At 47.8% G+C, this 19,342-nt stretch carries 17 protein-coding genes; 2 read left to right on the top strand and 15 right to left on the bottom strand.

Translation table 11 applies throughout. The features are described from left to right. Positions 1 to 6 precede the first annotated feature (6 nt). Positions 7 to 729: a LytR/AlgR family response regulator transcription factor gene (locus tag AB447_RS06820; RefSeq protein ID WP_048353889.1), complete on the bottom strand. Its 723-nt coding sequence runs from the start codon at positions 727 to 729 to the stop codon at positions 7 to 9. Continuing rightward, a complete protein-coding gene (locus tag AB447_RS06815) occupies positions 714 to 2,489 on the bottom strand; it encodes a sensor histidine kinase (RefSeq protein ID WP_048353888.1) in 1,776 nt (591 codons plus the stop codon). Before AB447_RS06815 ends, AB447_RS06820 begins: the two co-directional genes overlap by 16 nt. A 175-nt stretch (positions 2,490 to 2,664) precedes the next feature. On the opposite strand from AB447_RS06815, the gene AB447_RS06810 reads away from it, so the two are divergent. Beyond that, complete coding sequence (locus AB447_RS06810) at positions 2,665 to 3,456, top strand: HAD family hydrolase (protein ID WP_048353887.1); 792 nt, start codon at positions 2,665 to 2,667, stop codon at positions 3,454 to 3,456. Between the two features lie 29 nt (positions 3,457 to 3,485). On the opposite strand, the gene thrS is transcribed toward AB447_RS06810, so the two are convergent. The 9 genes from thrS to AB447_RS06765 form a co-directional block, all read right to left on the bottom strand. Continuing rightward, positions 3,486 to 5,417: a threonine--tRNA ligase gene (thrS, locus tag AB447_RS06805; protein WP_048353886.1), complete on the bottom strand. Its 1,932-nt coding sequence runs from the start codon at positions 5,415 to 5,417 to the stop codon at positions 3,486 to 3,488. Positions 5,418 to 5,756: 339 nt separating this feature from the next. Next, positions 5,757 to 6,599, bottom strand: a complete 843-nt coding sequence (ytxC, locus tag AB447_RS06800; RefSeq protein WP_046129643.1) for a putative sporulation protein YtxC — start codon at positions 6,597 to 6,599, stop codon at positions 5,757 to 5,759. Between the two features lie 77 nt (positions 6,600 to 6,676). Continuing rightward, a complete protein-coding gene (locus AB447_RS06795; RefSeq protein ID WP_048353885.1) occupies positions 6,677 to 7,309 on the bottom strand; it encodes a TVP38/TMEM64 family protein in 633 nt (210 codons plus the stop codon). A 27-nt stretch (positions 7,310 to 7,336) separates the two neighbouring features. Next, complete coding sequence (dnaI, locus tag AB447_RS06790; RefSeq protein ID WP_048353884.1) at positions 7,337 to 8,269, bottom strand: primosomal protein DnaI; 933 nt, start codon at positions 8,267 to 8,269, stop codon at positions 7,337 to 7,339. 20 nt (positions 8,270 to 8,289) lie between these two features. Then, a complete protein-coding gene (dnaB, locus tag AB447_RS06785; RefSeq protein WP_048353929.1) occupies positions 8,290 to 9,696 on the bottom strand; it encodes a replicative helicase loading/DNA remodeling protein DnaB in 1,407 nt (468 codons plus the stop codon). Between the two features lie 116 nt (positions 9,697 to 9,812). Continuing rightward, complete coding sequence (gene nrdR, locus AB447_RS06780; protein ID WP_046129646.1) at positions 9,813 to 10,271, bottom strand: transcriptional regulator NrdR; 459 nt, start codon at positions 10,269 to 10,271, stop codon at positions 9,813 to 9,815. Positions 10,272 to 10,296: 25 nt separating this feature from the next. Beyond that, complete coding sequence (locus AB447_RS06775; RefSeq protein ID WP_048353883.1) at positions 10,297 to 10,680, bottom strand: hypothetical protein; 384 nt, start codon at positions 10,678 to 10,680, stop codon at positions 10,297 to 10,299. A gap of 168 nt (positions 10,681 to 10,848) precedes the next feature. Continuing rightward, on the bottom strand, positions 10,849 to 11,235 hold the full coding sequence (gene speD / locus AB447_RS06770; RefSeq protein WP_046129648.1) for an adenosylmethionine decarboxylase: 387 nt from the start codon (positions 11,233 to 11,235) through the stop codon (positions 10,849 to 10,851). A gap of 225 nt (positions 11,236 to 11,460) precedes the next feature. Continuing rightward, complete coding sequence (locus AB447_RS06765) at positions 11,461 to 12,483, bottom strand: glyceraldehyde-3-phosphate dehydrogenase (RefSeq protein WP_048353882.1); 1,023 nt, start codon at positions 12,481 to 12,483, stop codon at positions 11,461 to 11,463. Between the two features lie 252 nt (positions 12,484 to 12,735). Here AB447_RS06765 and AB447_RS06760 point away from each other — a divergent pair, with 252 nt between their 5' ends. Further along, positions 12,736 to 14,223: a pectate lyase family protein gene (locus tag AB447_RS06760; RefSeq protein ID WP_048406001.1), complete on the top strand. Its 1,488-nt coding sequence runs from the start codon at positions 12,736 to 12,738 to the stop codon at positions 14,221 to 14,223. A gap of 26 nt (positions 14,224 to 14,249) precedes the next feature. Here AB447_RS06760 and coaE read toward each other — a convergent pair whose 3' ends face one another. The 4 genes from coaE to polA form a co-directional block, all read right to left on the bottom strand. Beyond that, positions 14,250 to 14,855 carry a dephospho-CoA kinase gene (coaE, locus tag AB447_RS06755; RefSeq protein WP_048353881.1) on the bottom strand — a complete coding sequence of 202 codons (606 nt, stop codon included), beginning with the start codon at positions 14,853 to 14,855 and terminating at the stop codon, positions 14,250 to 14,252. A 17-nt stretch (positions 14,856 to 14,872) separates the two neighbouring features. Then, entirely contained in the window at positions 14,873 to 15,556 is a 684-nt protein-coding gene (gene ytaF / locus AB447_RS06750; RefSeq protein WP_269769344.1) for a sporulation membrane protein YtaF, read from the bottom strand. 103 nt (positions 15,557 to 15,659) lie between these two features. Next, positions 15,660 to 16,487 (bottom strand): DNA-formamidopyrimidine glycosylase, encoded by an 828-nt coding sequence (gene mutM, locus AB447_RS06745; RefSeq protein ID WP_048353879.1) that lies wholly within the window; start codon positions 16,485 to 16,487, stop codon positions 15,660 to 15,662. An 18-nt stretch (positions 16,488 to 16,505) separates the two neighbouring features. Further along, a complete protein-coding gene (polA, locus tag AB447_RS06740) occupies positions 16,506 to 19,145 on the bottom strand; it encodes a DNA polymerase I (protein ID WP_048353878.1) in 2,640 nt (879 codons plus the stop codon). Positions 19,146 to 19,342 lie beyond the last annotated feature (197 nt).

Below are 19,342 nucleotides of genomic sequence, written 5' to 3'. Positions count from 1 at the left end.
ACTGCTTCACATCATATGAAGCAGTTTTTTCAGTTCTTTTGCATATGTACGGCTGACAGGAATCGTTGAGCCGTCTTTCATCAGCAGATTATACGTCGAATTGAACCACGGCTTTACCTCTTTCATATGGTCCATGTTGGCCAAAAAGCTTCTGTGAACCCTGATAAACAGAGATTGCGGAAGCTTTTGCTCAAGCACGACCAGCGTATCGTGGACTGCATACGACGCATCAAAGGTTTTGACGACGACGCGGCCGTCTTTTAATCCGGCATAGACGATTTCAGAAGTGTCGAGGATCACGATCGACTCGTCAACGTTGAGAGCAAGCCTTTGATGGCCGGACGGCGGCTTTTCCTCTTTGTTTTCCGGGTGCATTCGTCTGTATTTTTTGATCGTTTGTCTGATGCGCTCTTCGTCAAATGGCTTTGTCAAATAGTCGATCGCATCGACTTCAAATGCTTTCAGCGCATATTCGTCATATGCGGTGGCAAACACGACAGCCGGCGGCGCCGACATTTTTTTCAGGCGCTTGGCGATGTCGAATCCGTTTTCCCCTGACAAATCGATGTCTAAAAATAGAATATCCGGCTTTTGGTCCGCCATTTTGTCAAATGCTTCTTCGATATGTTCAGCTTCGTCTATCGCATCCACTTCTTTCGTCCGCTCCAGCAAATATCTCAATTCGTCGCGGGCAAACATTTCATCGTCAACGATTAATACCTTAAGCATCGATCTTCTCCCTCTCTTTGCGATTTAAAAGGAATTTTGAAAGAAACTTCAGTTCCTGAATCGCTTTCACTGGTCAGTTTTAAGGCGGCCTGCTGTCCGAACAGGCCGGTCAGCCGCTGGTTCAGATTGTAAAGCGCCGTCCCGTTTCCTTCCTTTGAAGGCAACGGCGTTTTTCCCAATTGGTCCAGCATCCCGGGCTCGATTCCCCTGCCGTTGTCTGACACCTTCATGAGGACGCCGCCGTGCTCCGAGCGGACACAAACGGTCACCCTGCACGTCTTCTGTTTTTTCGGAAAAGCGTGGCGCAGCGCGTTTTCCACAAGCATCTGCAAAATAAATGGCGGTATTTCCATATGTTCAAGCCCCTCCTCGATGTGAAAATCGATTGTATATTTCCCCGGAAAACGCGCCTGCTCCAAGGATAAATATGCTTCAAGATGGTTCAGCTCTTTTGACAGCGGAATCAATAATTGCCTCGCTCCCTGCAGGTTTGAGCGGAAATAGACGCTGAGCTGAAGCAGGAGCTTTCTCGTTTTTTCGGCGTCTGTCCGGCACAATGCAGAGATCGTATGAATCGCATTGAATAAAAAATGCGGATTAACCTGAGCCTGCAGCGCTTTGATTTCGGCATCCTTCAAGAGCTTCTTTTGCAGCTCCGCTTCCCCGAGCTCAAGCTGTGTTGAAAAAAGCATCGCAAGGCCTTCGGCAAGCTCTTCTGCCACACGGTTTAGCCCGGCCGGATTCTTGAAGTACAGCTTCAGCGTGCCGATCGTCTTCCGGTTGGAGGTCAGGGGCAGCACAATCGCGGCCTGGAGCGGGCAAGAGTGATGGGTGCACTCGATTTCGTCGCGCGATTTCACCTTCATGACTTTCCCCGTTTTGATGACTTTTTTCGATAAACCGGTGATCAGGCTTCTCGAAGGAATATGGTGATCAGCCCCTTCGCCGACATGCGCGAGAATCGTTTCCCTGTCTGTAATCGACACGGCATCCGTGCCTGTCATCTGATGAATAATCAGGGCCGCGCTTTTGCACGATGTTTCATTCAGCCCCTGGCGGAAAAACGGCAGCGTCTGATCGGCAATCGAAAACACCTTGTGCGTCTGCATGGCTTTTGCCTGCTCTTCTTTACGGATAATCGATTGAATGATCGACAGAAAGATAAAACTGCCTGTCCCATTGACGATGACCATCGGGATGCCGATCATCTGAACGAGCGCTACAGCGTCTGACCGCGGTGCAGCAAGCATGATGATCATCACCATTTGCAGCGCTTCCATTGAGATGCCTGCAAGAGCCGCGACCCGCGGCGTCACCATTTGGTGCCGCTTCCGGAAAAAACGCCCGATATAACCCGAGATAACCCCCGCCAACAGGGAAGAAACCGCACAGCTTAAAGCCGTACTTCCTCCAAGCGAAAAACGGTGAATTCCCGCAAGAATCCCGACCCCTGCGCCGACGAAGGGCCCCCCGATCAAGCCGCCGATTTCGACTCCGAGAATTCTCGTATTGGCGATCGAGCTCGACGGGTCGATCGCAAAAATCCAATCATTGTTTAAAATCTTGTGATCTCGAATCTCGATTCCTGTATAGTTGCTGATGATGCTGAAAAGTGAAAAGATACAGATGAGAACGGCATTCCCCTTATATCCTTCCGGATGCTGAAGGTGCTGCCGGAACACCTTCATATGGGCGAGAATAAAGCCAAGGATCACAATGATCCCCACTCTTTCCAGCATCATGATCATTAAATGGATCATGTTATCCCCTTGCTTTCTCACAGAATTTAAAGTTCGCCCTCATTTTATCATATCTGTCGCCATTCAAACTTTTACGCTTTATCACATCACATTCTTAAAATCTCTGCTTTATCATCCTATTGATCTATTGTAAAATAAATGAGACATTGATAAATCCAAGACAGGGGAGACGATCATGAAAGCCGTATTTTTTGATTTAGACGACACATTGCTCTGGGATGAAAAAAGCGTCAGTACGGCATTTGCCGAAACATGTATGAAGGCCGAAAAAAAATACGGGATCGGCGCAGATGAATTTGAAGCCGCTGTACGCCGGGCAGCGCGCGATCTTTACACGTCTTATGAAACGTATCCTTACACCGTGATGATCGGCATCAATCCGTTTGAAGGGCTTTGGTCGAATTTCAGCGACCCGATCAGCGAAGGATTTCAAAAGCTGAACAAAATCGTCCCTGAATACAGAAAAAATGCATGGACAAACGGGCTGAAAGCATTCGGAATCGATGATCCCGCTTTCGGGGAAGAGCTTGGCGAATATTTTGCAGCCGTGCGCCGGAAGAGCCCTTTCGTCTACGAAGAAACATTTGCCGTTTTGGATGAATTAAAAGGAAAATTCGAGCTTTTATTGCTGACAAACGGTGATCCGAGCCTGCAAAGAGAAAAATTGGCCGGCGTGCCTGAACTTGCACCTTATTTCAAGGAAATCGTCATTTCCGGAAATTTCGGAAAAGGAAAGCCGGACCCGAGCATTTTTGAACACTGTCTTCATCTTCTCGGCATTGCGAAAGAAGACGCCGTGATGGTCGGGGATAATGTGAACACAGATATTCTCGGCGCATCCAGAGCCGGCATTCAGACCGTCTGGGTCAACCGCAAAGGCAAAGGGAACGAAACCGAAGTAAAACCGGACTACGAAATCCGTCATTTAAGCGAATTGTTCGATATTCTGGCCGCAAAAAAAGCATGACTCCGAATGGAATCATGCTTTTTTTCGTTTTATTTTCTTGCTTCAGCAACGGCTTTTTTTACGAAATCTTCAAGCGAAACCGTTTCTGATTTTTGCTCCCCGTATTTGCGGACATTGACCGCTTTGTTTTCGGCTTCCTGGTCGCCCACGACGAGCATGTACGGAATCTTTTGCATTTGCGCTTCACGGATTTTATAGCCGATCTTTTCATCGCGGCTGTCGACTTCAACGCGCAATCCTTCACGCTGCAAGCGTTCCTGGACTTGTTTTGCGTAGTCAAGGTGCGCGGACGGCGATACAGGGATCACCTGGAACTGCACCGGCGCAAGCCATGTCGGAAGCGCACCCTTATGCTCTTCAATTAAGAACGCCACAAAGCGCTCCATTGTCGATACGACGCCCCTGTGAATGACGACAGGACGGTGCGGTTTGCCGTCTTCGCCGACATATGTCAGGTCAAATCTTTCAGGAAGCAGGAAGTCAAGCTGAACGGTTGACAGCGTTTCTTCTTTGCCGATCGCCGTTTTGACTTGAACGTCGAGCTTCGGTCCGTAGAACGCCGCTTCACCTTCCGCCTCATAGTAGTCGTGCCCCATCTCATCCATCGCTGCTTTCAGCATCGATTGCGCTTTATTCCACATTTCGTCATCATCATAATATTTCTCGGTATCCTCCGGATCGCGGTAAGACAGGCGGAATGTATAGTTGTTTAATCCGAAGTCTTTGTACACGTCCTGAATCAAGCGGACGGTACGGATGAATTCTTCCTTGATCTGATCCGGACGGACGAAAATATGAGCGTCATTCAGCGTCATGCCGCGGACGCGCTGAAGTCCTGAAAGCGCACCGGACATTTCGTAGCGGTGCATCGTTCCGAGCTCTGCGATCCGGATCGGCAGCTCGCGGTAGCTGTGAATGTCGTTTTTATAAATCATCATGTGATGCGGGCAGTTCATCGGACGCAGCGTCAATGTTTCATTGTCCATTTCCATCGGCGGGAACATCGTATCCTGATAATGATCCCAGTGGCCTGATGTTTCGTAAAGCTCCTTGCTTCCGAGCACAGGCGTATAAACGTGCTCATAACCGAGGGCGATTTCTTTATCGACGATATAGCGCTCGATGACGCGTCTGATCGTCGCGCCCTTCGGAAGCCAAAGCGGCAGCCCCTGGCCGACTTTTTGCGAAATCGCGAATAATTTCAATTCTTTTCCAAGCTTTCTGTGATCGCGTTCTTTCGCTTCTTCAAGCAGACGCAGATGCTCTTCAAGCTCGGCTTTTTTGAAGAACGCCGTACCGTAGATGCGCTGCAGCATCTTATTGTTGCTGTCGCCGCGCCAGTATGCGCCGGCAAGGCTGAGCAGCTTGAACTCCTTAATTTTTCCCGTCGACGGAACGTGAACGCCGCGGCACAAATCGAAGAACTCGCCTTGCTCATAGATCGATACCGTCTCTCCTTCAGGAATCGCATCAAGCAGCTCCAGTTTCAAGTCGTCGCCGATTTCGGCGAACCTTGCTTTCGCTTCTTCGCGGCTGACCTCTTTTCTGACGATCGGCAGATTTTCCCCGATGATTTTTTTCATCTCTTTTTCGATTTTCGGGAGATCTTCCGGTGTGAGCGCTTCTTCCAGGTCAACATCATAGTAGAAGCCGTTTTCGATCACAGGGCCGACGCCGAGCTTGACGTTTTGATAAAGCCGCTTAATCGCCTGGGCCATTAAGTGTGCAGTGCTGTGGCGCATGATTTCAAGCGCTTCATCGCTTCCTTCCGTAATGATCTCAATCGCGCCGTCCTCATGGATCGGTGTGCGCAGATCGATTTCTTCGCTGTTTAATTTTCCGGCGATCGCTTTTTTCTTTAAGCCGGGACTGATCGATGCCGCGATATCTTCTGTTGTCGTCCCTTTTGCAAACTCCTTAACCGCTCCGTCAGGAAATGTGATTTTTACCATATCTGACATCCTAGTCACTCCTTTTTTATGCATAATAAAAACCCCGCCCCCTAAGAAAGGGACGAGGATTAATAAACGGAATTCGTGGTTCCACCCTTTTTCCCGAAAACGCAGAAAATCGCCTGCCTTTTTCGGCTCTCGGTTCTGTAACGGGAAGTCCCGTCAGTCATTACTTGACAATACGCCGTTCACAACTGATGTTCAAAGGTGGTAAAAAAATGATCCTTGGTTAAGAGACTTGCAGCCTTGGTCTCCCTCTCTGCCAAACCGGTGTTCATTTTTTCGTGTCCTTATCAATACATGGAATGTAAAGTTTACAATGTATTATAAATCGTTTTGCAAGCAAAATCAAGAACGCTCTTCCAAAATGTTTTCCTGCGGATGAAAGGATTCAAGTGAAAAAATCCGGACCCGTTCCTGGAAAATATTTTGGATCGTCTGCACCATGGCATGCTCGCTGTTTTTCGTATACAGGTCGATTTTTTTCGGAGCGATCGACACGAGCGGAGCGAGCAGATGGGAATCGATATACATCGGGTGTTCTCTCACGAACCGCCTGTCTATGTATTTTTTTTGTTCCCGCTCTGAAATATATTTCAATTCCCACAATACGAAATGGCCGTCATGCACGATGCGCACATGATCGAGTACCGGCTCTTTCCTCGTCACGTAGTCTCTCAGCGATTGAATGAACGTCTGATATTCCTGTTCCATTTTGTATTCATCGATCGCCGCCTCGACATACCCTTTTAGTCGCTCATAATATTTCCCGAGCCGGAACGTCATGAAGGAGCGGATCGAAAAGACGTTTTCTTCAAGACAGATCGTCTTGAGCTCCTGCTCGATGAAATATTCGCGAGGGGTATCATCATGATTAAGCGGAAGACCTTCGAGCTCCCCCTCCATGATGCTGTGGGCCAGTTGCAGAATCTGCTGCTGCTCATCCCGGTCCAAAAAATAGTAATCGCCTTCAATGACCGAAAGCATGTATTCGTCTTCTTTGCACTCTGTAAAAAATCTCGTCAGAATCGGCTGGATGTATTCCTGAATACTGACAGAGGAATGGGTCTTTTCAATTCCGATCTTCCCTGGCGCCTCGTGAATCTTGATATGCCGGTTTTCATCCGCATTGCGAAGGAGATGCAAAAACGCGGCTGTATCATAATCATCTTCAAATGTAATTTCGAGCATGTTTGTCCCCCCTAACAACATCTGGTACATGTATATGGGGGGGACAACTAAAATAGACGTAAAAAAAGGATAAGCCTTTAATCAAGCAGCTCCTGCACTTTTTTTCTGAACAAGAGCGGAACAGTGATAAAAAGAAGGTAGATTGCGGCCATCACCGAAATCGCCAGGAGGTCTCCGGACATGATGCTCGATCCGAGCGCGTTTAAAATAACGGTTCCTGGGATAATGCCCGCAGCCGTGGCCGCCAAATACGACAGCGGTTTTACTTTTGATACGCCGGCCGCATAGCTGACCGCATCAAAGTGGATCGGTGCAAGCCGTAAAAGCAAAATGCTGAAAAAACCGTTTTTTTGCAAGAAAGCGCGGAACGCATCAAGCTTCAAAGGCATGTTTTTCACGTCTCCGCCGAGCTTGTATGCAACGGCAAACGATAAAAACGCTCCGCCGGCGGCTCCTATAAAAGAATACAGAGATCCAAAGATCGGGCCGAATGCGAGTCCGCCGCCTACGGCAAAAACGGAGGCGGGCAGAAGCAAAAACGGCCTGACCATTAATAATCCGATATACATGAGCGGGGCGAAAACGCCGAAGGATAGAACACCTTCCCTGATATGTCGGGGATTCAGATTGAGGTACTTTGCGTTAAACCACAATCCGGCAGCCGCTATCGCCAGCACCGCCGCCCACTTCACGAGGGCTTTTTTCGGCATATCCTCATCTCCTGGTATGAAAGGAAATTATTGGCGGCGGTTCTTTCCATCAAGACGGATGGGCGTAGCCAGGTACAGCACACGTTCCATCAGCCTTGCCGCCTTTACATCTTCTTTTTCCCCTCTTTGGGAATACGTAAAATGATGCTTCAGCTCATCCGGGTCAAAGTTTGAAGAGAAAAACGTCGGCAGCTGCTGAGCCATTCTGTGCTGAAGAATCGTGCCGATCACTTCATCCCTGACCCAGCTTGACATGGACTCTGCTCCGATATCGTCCAGCAAGAGGACCGGCGTGGATTTCACCATATCCAGCTTTTCCTCCAATGATTGGTCGTGAATCGCGTTTTTCAGCTCCCTGACAAACTCGGGAACATAAACGAGAATCGACGGATGGTCCTTTGAAGCAAGCTCATTGGCAATGGCCGCCAGCATAAAGGTTTTGCCGACGCCGAATCTCCCATGGATATAAATTCCTTTTCCCTTTCCCGTCTCATTATAGTCATGGAAGAATTCAGTCGCAAGCTGAAGAACTTTCAGCCTGCTCGGATCGTCTCCGTCAATATCAGCAAATGTAGCTTCCAATAGATCCTTTTGAATGTAGATGCTTTTGATTAATGAACGCTGCCTTTCCCTTTCATCGGCTTTTCGCTTTTCAGGGCATGTGTCATACTGAACGTCAATCGTTTTTCCGTTCAGCACAAGCTTTGGATAAAAGCCCTGAATCAGGTTTTTACATTCTTTCAGGCTTGGACAGCCGCTGCATGCTTTGCTTTGATGCGTAAATTCATACAGCTTGTTCAAGCTTCTCTCAATCATTCTTTCGTCCACTTCCGTCCGGTGCGTTTTCAGAAATTCCTGAACATCATGGTCGGAAAGGACTTTTTTCTTCATATCCTCAAGGCGCTTTTGGAAATCAGGCCTCGTCGTCACGCCTTGTAAAGCTCGTTTAATCGGCTCCATACCTCTTGTTCACCTCACTTTTAAAGGGGGGAATGGTTTCTCAGGTTTTTTACTTCTTCGAGCAGTTTTTGCTTTTGCAATTCAAAATCTTCCTTGCTTGCCGCAGTCTGCTCACCCTTAGGCAGGGCTTCAGCCGCCTCGTTTTGCAGCCAATCCGGCAGTTTTTCTTCCCTGATGACTTTTTTATTACCCTGCTTTTTCTTTCCTTCCGCCCATTCGAGATATTGACGGTTTTCTTCTTTTGCGAGCTTCATCGCTTCCCTTACCGTCTGCACTTTTTTTCTTGCCCAATGGGAAGCGATTTTTTGAATGTAGTTTTTCGAAAGCTTCATGTCGGTCCGGAGCATGACATAATAAATCAGGACATTGATGACGCCCGGCTCAAGCTTTTGGTCAAGCATGATTTCTTCGATGATTTTTAAATCGGCTTTGGAAGGCTCCGCCCCTCCCGCGATATCCTGGAGCAGTTTTCTCGGGGACACCTGTTCCAAAAGGGCGATCAACGTTTCTTCCTTTGACGCCGGCTGTTCATTCGTATGCTCGCGCAGCCTGAGCGGCTGCACTTTGTCGACAAGCTCAGGCAGCAGGCCGTTTCTTTCGATCTGATACCAGTCGCTCGCCGCTTTCCTCAGCGCTTCCGTCGTGATCATATCATGTTCGTCAACGGCTGACATGACGACGTTCTGCATATCGAGCGGCTCGATTCCATAGAGAAAAGCAAGTTTTTTAATCGTTTCTTTTACTTGGCCTGTCAGCGCCTTTCTCGGAATCAGCGTTTCGGACAGCCCTGCCAGAAACAGCTGATAATCAAACGCGTCGTCTGTCACCGCGACCGGCTTGCTTTGCCCCTCTTTTGTATATTCCCGGTCATCCGCAAGCTTCATAGCTTCCGCCATATCATCCGACAGCTTCCATTCGCTCGGCTGCACGGCGGCAAAGACTTCGTTGAACGAGCGCGTGACATCACGCGCCTCTTGTGGCACTGACGGATGAGAAAAATAATCTTTCAGCTGCTGGAACCGCGCTTTTCCGACGCGGTTGTACAAAAACACATTCAGCATTCCGTCCTGAAAGAACTCGTCCGGTCTGAGCGGCGGGATCAATTCGTATATAAATAAGCGTTCCTGCTCCGTTTCTTTTACATATGTCTTCAGCAGTCCGATCCCCTCAAGTTTTTCCTTTTCGGCGTGAATCGTTTTCAGGCTGGCCTGCATCGTCCCCATCAGCTGCCTGTGGGTCGAGCTGTTCCCCCATATCCTGTTTTGCTCAAGCTCTCCCCAGAGCGTAAAAAACAGGCTGAGCGAGAAAGACCCGATCAAAGGCTGATACAAAAGGGTGACAATTTGCCGGTCCAACTCCTGAAGCAGCCCGTGGCTCTTGACGACGTAAGGATCAACGGGAAGCAAATCTTTCCAGTAATTACTCATATCGATTGTCAACCTTCCAATTTGTTTCTTGTCCTCATTTTACACCTTTTTTCGGACAGCATCATCCGCCCGCGATTTTTGTCATGAGAAAAGAGCTGCATCAAGTTTTCAGCTCTTTACCGTTCTTTCTTTATTAAATCTTTCAGTTCCTCGATAAACACGTTGATATCCTTAAACTGGCGGTATACCGACGCAAATCTGACGTATGCGACCTCATCGATTTTCGCCAGGCGGTCCATCACCATTTCGCCGATATTCTCGCTTTTCACTTCTGAAACGCCTTGGTTTCTAAGCTCTTTTTCGATTTCAAAGCAAATATCTTCAAGCTGCTTTAAAGCGACAGGCCGCTTTTCGCACGCTTTGATCAAGCCGCGGAGCATCTTCTCCCGGCTGAATTCTTCACGGATTCCTTCTTTTTTAACGACGATCAGCGGAATTTCTTCCACCTTTTCAAATGTTGTAAACCTGTAACTGCAAGATTCGCATTCGCGTCTTCTGCGAATCGATCTGCTTTCATCAACGGGACGGGAGTCCAAAACCCTCGTCCCATTATGCTGACACGCTGGACATTTCATTTTTTCAGCTCCCTATTCAGTTGTTTCATTTTACAGCAGGAGCCAGCTTTCGGTCCAATTCCCGATAAACCGACGAAACCATGCTGCGGCTGTATCCAAAATCAGTCGGCATAACCGTTTCCGTCGATACATTAAAATCTACCGCTGTCTCAAAAGGGCGGATCGATACGACAGTCGCCACCAAAAAAGCCTTTTTCGGCTTTGTAACCTCTGCGCTTATTTCCCCTCTTTCTTCCGACACCGAAGTCACGGTGCAGCCGCGCATTCCGTCCAGCATTTCTGCTACGGCTTCCAGGGCCTGTTTAGCAGTCGCTTTATAGTAACGGCTCTTCAGCTCGTCCAAATGATGATGGTCGGACGTTTCGGCATGGGTCGAAAAAAATCCCTGAACCTTTTGGAAAACGCTCATATTCCATATCCCCTTTGCCTTTCTTCTCTATATTTTATTAAAAAAACTCTCTATTTCCAAGAGAAAACAAAATGGCAAAAGAATACGGGCAACATTTTGCAGGAAATGAAAAAGGAGCGGATCTAAAAAGCGGTTTTCGCTTTTTCATCCGGCTCCTCTTAAAAGGCATTAAAGCGCCTGTGCTTTGGCTTTTGCCTGCTTGATCTGTACAGGCCCCATGCCTCTTGGTATTTCGATATTCTCTCTTGTTTCCGCTCTTAATTCTTCTGCGATGTAATCCGCAGCAATGTTCGGATCTAAATCTCCGCAAGTATAAACATCAATGCTGGCATATCCGTGTTCAGGAAAGCTGTGGATGGTCAGGTGAGATTCAGAAATAATGACAACCCCGCTTACACCTTGCGGCGCAAACTTATGAAACGCAACTTCCCGCACCTCAGCACCTGATTTCAGTGCAGCATTTACGAACGTTTTTTCAATAAAATCCATGTCATTCAGCTTATCAAAATCGCATCCCCACAGTTCGGAGATGACGTGACGCCCCATTGTTTCCATAGCATGGACCCCCCTTAACAAGAATTAAAAAGTGAATTTCCAAGCAACTAAACCGGTCATTTACCACGGGGGAAAGTTAGTCCGGAGAGGTCCTAACCCTTTAAGTAATGCCGAAGCGCTCACGACTAGAAGTTCACGAAAAATAGTATACTTTGTTTGAATATTTTTTGCAAGGCGGTTTTGATGGTTAAGGGGTTTTTATTTTTATCCGTCCATGCTCTTATTTTATACAGCTGATGGATGTTTCATTCTCGACGCAACGTATCTGATGAGATCGACGACTCTGCACGAATATCCCCATTCATTGTCATACCATGCAAGCACTTTCATTTTCCTGTTTTCAAGCACCATCGTTGACAGGCTGTCAATAACTGCTGAAAACGGATTTGTATTAAAGTCCGAAGACACGAGCGGCTCATCGCATACATCGATAATCCCGGCCATGGAACCCGCCGCCGCCATGCGGAACGCCTCATTGATGTCCTCGGCCGTTACATCGCTTTTTAAATCCGCTACAAGATCAACGAGAGAAACGTTTGGAACAGGCACCCGCAAAGCAAGGCCGTGCATTCGTCCTTTTAAATGAGGCATGACGAGCGACAGCGCTTTTGCTGCGCCGGTTGTCGTCGGAATGATCGAAGAACCGCAGGCGCGCGCTCTCCGCAGATCTTTGTGCGGATTATCGATGTTTTTTTGATCGTTTGTAAAGGCATGTACAGTCGTGACAAGGCCGTTTTCGATTCCGAACGCATCATCGAGGACTTTTGCGACAGGCGCCAGGCAATTCGTCGTACAGGACGCGTTCGAGATGATCGTATGGCGCTCAGCATCAAAGTCACCTTCATTTACGCCCATGACGATCGTAATGTCCTCATTTTTTCCGGGCGCCGTTAAAATCACCTTTTTCGCTCCCGCTTCAATATGAGCCTCCGCTTTTTCTTTCGAGTTAAACTTCCCGGTCGCTTCAACGACAATATCGATGTCATGCTCCGCCCACGGAAGAAACTTCGGATCCCTCTGGCTCGTCAGCAGCACCTTTTTGCCGTTTACCAAAAGGTGATCACCGCAAGCTTTCACATCGAGCTCATACCGTCCGTGATTTGTGTCATACTTTATCAAATGAGCGAGCGTTTCCGCCGGGTAGCTCGCGTTGATCACCGCAATATCGATTTGATCATCAAGCATCGCTTTTCTAAACACCATTCTGCCGATACGGCCGAATCCGTTTATTGCAACTTTAACCTTCATCAAACAAACACCCCTTATTTTTATGTCATTCCATATCGTGTTTTATTCAAAATAAGTATAACACATTATTTTCAATTAGCCATACCATTTGTTGCTTTTATAGCAAATTTACGCGCTTTTGTAATAAAGCGGCCAAAGGACTGAGAAAAATAATTCTTAAGTCATATATTTCGATTGCATATTAAGTGCTACAATTTCCAACGGCGCTAAATTTTCACATGATAGAAGACAGGTCTTCAAGAAAGGACATCCATGAAACTGAACAAAAACACATCTTTTATCATTTCTTTTTTAGCTGCGGCTATCATTTATGTTGTATTCAGCACAGAGGCCGCTTCTGCGGCAAGCGAAGATTATCCGAAACAGATGATCAGGCTGGAAAGCTTATCAGGCTTCAACATCACGCCCATCGGGAATCAGGACAACGCACCGCTTACAACAACACAGACGAGCGGGAAAAAGGAAGAAAGGTGGAGGCTTGATACATCCGACGGCAAACAGTTTAAAATCAGAAATATGGATAACGGCAAAATTATCATCCCTGCTCATTACGCACTGTCAGACAACAATCCCGCTGTGGTCTACTATGACAATTCACGGAAGGAAGAGTTGTGGAACATTATCGGGGCTGACAAAGACGGAAACGGTGATTTTATCACGTATAAAATCGTCAGTGCGCAAAACAACAGTCTTGCACTGACACAAAACGGAAGCGGAGTGAAGCTAGCCAAATATAAGGGGAGCTCTCTCCAAAAGTGGAAGCTTCCAAGCGACGGGCTCGAAGGGTTCGCAGGCTATGCAAAGGAAACGAACGGCAGACAGAAAACAGGCACAACCGGCGGCCTGCTTGGAAAAGTCGTCTATGTCAACAATCTGGGCGAACTAAAGGCCAATATCGAAGATTCAACGCCCCGCACCATTGTCGTCTCCAGCAATATCGGTGCTTCAGCTAAAACGGTATTGACGGTGGGAGCGAATAAAACGATTGTCGGTTCGTTTGAAAAACATAAGCTGAACAATGTTTACTTTAAGACTAAAGTAAACTCGGGCAACGTTATCTTTAAAAATCTGGTTATCGCGCATGATCAATCGATTCGTGAAAACAATGACATCCCTGTCTATATTACCGATTCAAGAAACTACTGGATCGACCATGTCACATTCCAGGGCCACAGCTATTCGGCAAACGGACACGATCTCGACAAACTCTTATATGTCGGCGCCAAAGCCGATTACGTCACACTGTCTCACAGCAAATTTACAGACCACAGGTACGGCCTGATTCTCGGCTGGCCTGAAGATGGCAAGCAGTATCACAGTATATATAATGGATACCCGCGGATGACGATCAGCCACAATCGGTTTGAGAATCTCTATGTCAGAGCGCCCGGACTGATGCGCTACGGCTATTTTCATGTGAAGAATAATTATATCAACAATTTCCACCTCGGCTTCACGATTACGACAATGGCCAAAATATACTCTGAAGCCAATTACTTTGGCACTGGAAGCGAGAAAGGCGGCATACTGGACGATTACGGAGACGGCTGGTTTAAAGATGTCGGGTCATATCCGGCGATAAAGGGGCAGAAATCGCCTGAGACAAACTGGATACCTTCATCCGATTACAGCTATCGGACGATGAAAGCAGCCAATGCCAAGGATTTTGCCGAACGCTATGCAGGTGCACAACGCACCGCACTGTATTATGCGAATTACAGCCAGTTTAAAAATGATTAATGAAAAAAGTGAGCGCGAAAATGCGCTCACTTTTCAGTATTTGACCATGTATCAAGCAGCTGATGAAGCTGTGTTTCTGTATCCTTCAGACTGCCACTGTTATCGATCACGGCGTCAGCCTTTTTCTTTTTTTCGTCAAGGGAAAGCTGAGCGTGAATTCGATTCAGCGCCTCTTTTTCGCTTAATGAATTCCGTTCCATCAGCCGCTCGAGCTGAAGCTCTTTTGGCACCCAGACGACGAGCACCTTGTCTGTCAGGTGCTCAAGCCCGCTTTCGTATAAAAGCGGAATATCGAGAACGACAAAACGCTCTCTGGCCTGAATGGCCTTATCCCGCTCTTTGATCATCGTTTTTCTTACTTCGGGATGGACGATCGCATTTAATTGCATCCTTTTGTCTTCGTTTTGAAATACAAGTTCTCCGAGTTTTTTCCGGTCGATCCCGCCGTTGTCAAGGAGCACGCCCACCCCGAATGTTTCCGCGATTTTTCGATATGCCGGCATTCCCTTTTCGACGGCTTCTTTCGCAATGACGTCTGCGTCGACAACCGTGATGCCGCGCTTCTGAAACATGTGTGCGACAGTGCTTTTTCCGCTGGCGATACCACCGGTTAAACCGATGACCAATGTCATTAGGCCCACACCCCTCTTTACAGTTTCCAAATTCCGATCAAAATCAGCATGATGCCGGGAAGAAACGTCAGTTTATTCATCCAGTTCCACCTTGATAAAAAGCGCCCGGCCTGAATGCCCATAAATACGAATAAAGAGCTCATGACGGCGACCGTCACGCTCATCGGAGCGGGCGGAAATCCCAGCGCAGCGGCCCCGATTCCCGCACCGAAGGCATCGATTGAAAGGGCAAAACCGAGCAGGAAGGCCTCGATGCCTGTGATGATGCCCGATTTATCGATGTCCGCGCTCGTCGGCGTCCTTAATATATGGATGACGATTCCGAGCGATTTCAACTCAAGATTCACGAGCGTTTTCTCTGAGGGAGAATGTTCCTGGTCTTTCTCCGGCCTGAAAAACTGATACAGCACCCAAGCCCCGATCCCCATTAAAATAATGGCCCCGAGCCTTTCCGTCAAAACGACGGGAAACAGCTTCATCAAAAGGGTGCCGATCATCATGGAGACCAGCATGACGGCTCCCGAGCAGCAGGCGATAATCAAAATCGCTTTGAAAGGAATCTTCAGCTTTCTTAACCCGTAAGTAAATCCGACTGAAAAACTGTCCAGGCTGACAGCAATAGCCAGCAGCAAGAAAGATGCAAACATCATATCCGGTTCTTCCTTTCTGTTGATGCGGCGGTGTAGTTTTAGCCTTAACAGCTTTATAGGCTTCTTATATATATGAGTGATAAGAACCGTCCGTGTATTGTTTCACTTAGAAAGTTTTTAACCGGCTGTGACTGCCTGGACAGAATTGTCGTATTTATTTTTTTTGGCACTTCGTGCAAAAATGCGTGCCTCTTCCTCCGACGACCGTTTTTTCGATCGCGGATCCGCACTTTTTACAAGGCTCGTCTTTTCGGCCGTAAACGTAGAGCTTAAGCTGAAACATGCCGATTTCTCCTTGCGAATTGATGTAAGACCTGACCGTGCTTCCTCCTGCTTCAACGGCTTCTTTCAGCGTTTTGACAATTTCATCATGCAAAAGGGCGGTCTGTTTTTTTGTCAGCTTGTTCGCGGCGGTTTCCGGATGGATGCCGGCTCTGAAGAGCGCTTCATCCACGTAAATGTTTCCCAGTCCGACGACTGTCCGCTGATCAAGCAGCGCTGTTTTGACAGAGCGGCTCGTTTTCTTGAGGCGCTCTCTTAAATACCGGATGGTAAACTCGCCGCTGAACGGCTCCGGGCCGAGCTGCCGGAGAGGCAGCTCAGTCTGTTCTTCACCCGGTGCAAACAAATGCATCGTGCCGAATTTCCTGACATCGCGGTAGCGAAGCTCCGTTCCGTCCGTAAATCTGAAAATGACATGCACGTGCTTATCCGTAGGCTCATCGCTTTTGTGAAGCCCGTATTTTCCTTCCATTCTTAAATGTGAGACCATGACAAAATGATCGAGATGAAACACCAAAAACTTCCCTCTTCTGTCAATCGACTGAATCGTTTCCCCAATGAGAAGCCTTGCAAACTCCTCCGGTTCTGCCGGGCGTTTAATGATGTTTGTCCAGCGAATTTCAACAGATTCGATCGTTTTCCCTATTACAAGTCCGGCTAAAGTGCGCCGGACGGTTTCGACTTCTGGCAACTCCGGCACATCATCACTTCCTTTTCATTATTTCGCGTCATACCATGAAGGCCCTGAGGCATAATCGACTTTGAGCGGCACATCAAGCTGCAATGCGTTTTCCATCACTTCGGGCACCAGCTTTTCAAGCTCTTTGATTTCCTCTTCGGGCGCTTCAAATATTAATTCATCGTGCACCTGCAATAACAGTTTAGCCTGGAGATTTTTCTCCTTCAGCTTTTCCGCCATGGCGATCATCGCTTTTTTGATGATATCAGCGGCGCTTCCCTGGATCGGGGTGTTCATTGCTGTCCGTTCGGCAAAGCTTCGCAAATTGAAGTTACGGCTCGTTAATTCCGGAATGTATCGTCTCCGGCTCAGCAGAGTCGTAACATATCCCTTCTGCTTTGCTTCCTGAACGGTTTCGTCCATGTATTCTTTGACTCCCTTGAAACTGTTGAAATAGCGTTCGATAAACGCAGCGGCTTCCTTCCTTGTAATTCCGAGGTTTTGGGAAAGCCCGTAATCGCTGATGCCGTATACGATTCCGAAGTTGACGGCTTTCGCCTGCCTTCTCATGGCCGGCGTGACTTCATCTTCGGGTACGTGAAACACATCCATCGCCGTTTTCGTGTGGACGTCCATGTCATTTGTAAAGGCTTCGATCAAGTTTTTGTCTTTTGAAATGTGGGCAAGCACCCTCAGCTCGATTTGCGAGTAATCTGCCGCAAACATGAGCCAGCCCTTTTGCGACGGAACAAATGCCTGCCTGATTTTCCGGCCTTCTTCAAGGCGGATCGGGATATTTTGCAGGTTCGGATCCGTCGAGCTGAGCCGTCCGGTCTGGGTCAAAGCTTGGTTAAAGCGGGTGTGCACCTTATGCGTATCCTTCCGGATGACTTTTAACAGCCCTTCGACATATGTTGACTGCAGCTTGCCGATTTGCCTGTAATGAAGAATGTCTTCGATGATGACATGCTTATCGCGGAGCTTTTCCAAAACGTCCGCTGATGTGGAATAGCCCGTTTTTGTTTTTTTCACGACCGGCAGTCCGAGCTTTTCAAATAAAATCACGCCGAGCTGCTTTGGCGAGTTGATGTTGAACGTTTCACCGGCTGACTCATGGATTTTCTTTTCGTATTCCTTCAGTTTTCCCGACAGCTCTTCACCCATTTTTTTCAGCCTGTCGACATCGACCTGGACGCCGGTGGATTCCATTTCGCCAAGGATCTGGGCAAGCGGCATTTCGAGCTCTTCAAACAGCTCAAGTTGCTCGTTTTTTTCCAATTCGTCAAGCAGCGTTTCGCGGAGCATCGAAATCGCCCCCGCTTTTCTGCCTAAATGGTCGGCAAGTTCATCCTCGCCGGGAACAGCCTGTTTGGCGCCTTTTCCATAGACCGCTTCATCGCTGGAGACGACGTTTAGCTGATGTTCCTTTGCCACGCTTGCGATATCGTCATACGAATGTCCCGGATTGATGATATAGGCTGCAAGAAGGACGTCAAATTCGGCCCCTTTCAGCTCGATTCCGTGCCAGCGCAAGGCGACGGCGGCGCGTTTTGCATCAAACACCCATTTCTTTTTCGACTCATCCTCAGCCCATTCCTTAAAGCGGTCAGAACCTATGGCCGTTTCAGTCGGAATGAAAAATGTGCCGTTTTCATTGGCGATGGAAAACCCGAGGATCGGCGCTTCATGATAATTGTCCCCGAGCTGTTCGACGACAAACGAAGCTGGTGATGCAAACAATTCCTCCGTGATGGACGTCTGAATCGTCACATTGATGTCTTCAAACCGCTCTTCCTCTTTTTCCGCCGGTTCTTCGCCAAGCCGCTCAAGCAAAGAGTTAAAGCCGAGATCTTTAAAGAGCTTGATGACCGCTTCCCTGTCATAGCCTTCGTACCCGAGCGAGTTGAGACCGACTTCGATCGGCGCATCTGTCGTGATCGTCGCAAGCTCCTTGCTCATTAGCGCCTGTTCTTTAAATTCGCCCAGCTTTTCTTTCAGCTTTTTACCGCTTACTTCGTCTATTGACGATAATAGCTTTTCAACCGTATGGAACTGCTTTAACAGCTTGATTGCCGTTTTTTCGCCGATGCCCGGCACTCCGGGAATGTTGTCTGAGGCATCGCCCATCAAGCCTTTCATGTCGATGATCTGGCCGGGGGAAAGGCCGTATTTTTCCTGAATGTGGTCAGGTGTATAATATTCGACATCGGTAATCCCTTTTTTCGTGATGGCCACTGTTGTTCTTTTTGTCGCAAGCTGCGTCAAATCTTTGTCACCGGAAAAAATCTTAACTTCAAAACCGTCTTCTTCTGCTGATTTGGCAAGCGTTCCGATGATATCGTCAGCCTCGTAGTTTTCAAGCTCGTACCTGGAAATGCGGTAGGCGTCCAGCAGCTCCTGAATAAACGGGAATTGCTCGGAAAGCTCCGGCGGCGTTTTTTGCCTGCCGCCTTTATATTCTTTAAACGTTTTATGCCTGAACGTCGTCTTTCCCGCATCAAATGCGACAAGCATGTGTGTCGGTTTTTCTTCCTCGAGCATTTTCAGCAAAATCATCGAAAAACCGTACACCGCGTTCGTATGTATCCCTTTTTCATTGCTGAGAAGGGGCAGAGCGAAGAACGCACGGTATGCCAGGCTGTTTCCGTCAACCAATACTAATTTTTTTCTCTCAGTCATTTTTATCCTCCTAAGAAGCCGGTATGGAAGCTTCCATTCACTTCATGCTCATATTTTGCTTATTTTATTTTAGCAAAGTTCATTTTGAAAGGAAAATCGGGAGTCCTTTTAAAGCAAACAAAAAAAGGGACGCGTGATGATCTCGCGTCCGTCCATTTGGCTCCTTGGATGAAGGGGTTCACTAATGATCCTACCAA

Source organism: Bacillus glycinifermentans (genome assembly GCF_001042475.2).
Classification (GTDB): domain Bacteria; phylum Bacillota; class Bacilli; order Bacillales; family Bacillaceae; genus Bacillus; species Bacillus glycinifermentans.
The sequence above is the reverse complement of the archived record's forward strand: the minus strand, read 5'-3'. Positions and strand labels throughout refer to the sequence as shown.

Excerpts from the sequence above, each read along its gene's own strand:
- AB447_RS06820 (WP_048353889.1), bottom strand. The coding sequence starts at position 729 with ATGCTTAAGGTATTAATCGTTGACGATGAAATGTTTGCCCGCGACGAA.
- AB447_RS06815 (WP_048353888.1), bottom strand. The coding sequence starts at position 2,489 with ATGATCCATTTAATGATCATGATGCTGGAAAGAGTGGGGATCATTGTG.
- AB447_RS06810 (WP_048353887.1), top strand. The coding sequence starts at position 2,665 with ATGAAAGCCGTATTTTTTGATTTAGACGACACATTGCTCTGGGATGAA.
- thrS (WP_048353886.1), bottom strand. The coding sequence starts at position 5,417 with ATGTCAGATATGGTAAAAATCACATTTCCTGACGGAGCGGTTAAGGAG.
- ytxC (WP_046129643.1), bottom strand. The coding sequence starts at position 6,599 with ATGCTCGAAATTACATTTGAAGATGATTATGATACAGCCGCGTTTTTG.
- AB447_RS06795 (WP_048353885.1), bottom strand. The coding sequence starts at position 7,309 with ATGCCGAAAAAAGCCCTCGTGAAGTGGGCGGCGGTGCTGGCGATAGCG.
- dnaI (WP_048353884.1), bottom strand. The coding sequence starts at position 8,269 with ATGGAGCCGATTAAACGAGCTTTACAAGGCGTGACGACGAGGCCTGAT.
- dnaB (WP_048353929.1), bottom strand. The coding sequence starts at position 9,696 with ATGAGTAATTACTGGAAAGATTTGCTTCCCGTTGATCCTTACGTCGTC.
- nrdR (WP_046129646.1), bottom strand. The coding sequence starts at position 10,271 with ATGAAATGTCCAGCGTGTCAGCATAATGGGACGAGGGTTTTGGACTCC.
- AB447_RS06775 (WP_048353883.1), bottom strand. The coding sequence starts at position 10,680 with ATGAGCGTTTTCCAAAAGGTTCAGGGATTTTTTTCGACCCATGCCGAA.
- speD (WP_046129648.1), bottom strand. The coding sequence starts at position 11,235 with ATGGAAACAATGGGGCGTCACGTCATCTCCGAACTGTGGGGATGCGAT.
- AB447_RS06765 (WP_048353882.1), bottom strand. The coding sequence starts at position 12,483 with ATGAAGGTTAAAGTTGCAATAAACGGATTCGGCCGTATCGGCAGAATG.
- AB447_RS06760 (WP_048406001.1), top strand. The coding sequence starts at position 12,736 with ATGAAACTGAACAAAAACACATCTTTTATCATTTCTTTTTTAGCTGCG.
- coaE (WP_048353881.1), bottom strand. The coding sequence starts at position 14,855 with ATGACATTGGTCATCGGTTTAACCGGTGGTATCGCCAGCGGAAAAAGC.
- polA (WP_048353878.1), bottom strand. The coding sequence starts at position 19,145 with ATGACTGAGAGAAAAAAATTAGTATTGGTTGACGGAAACAGCCTGGCA.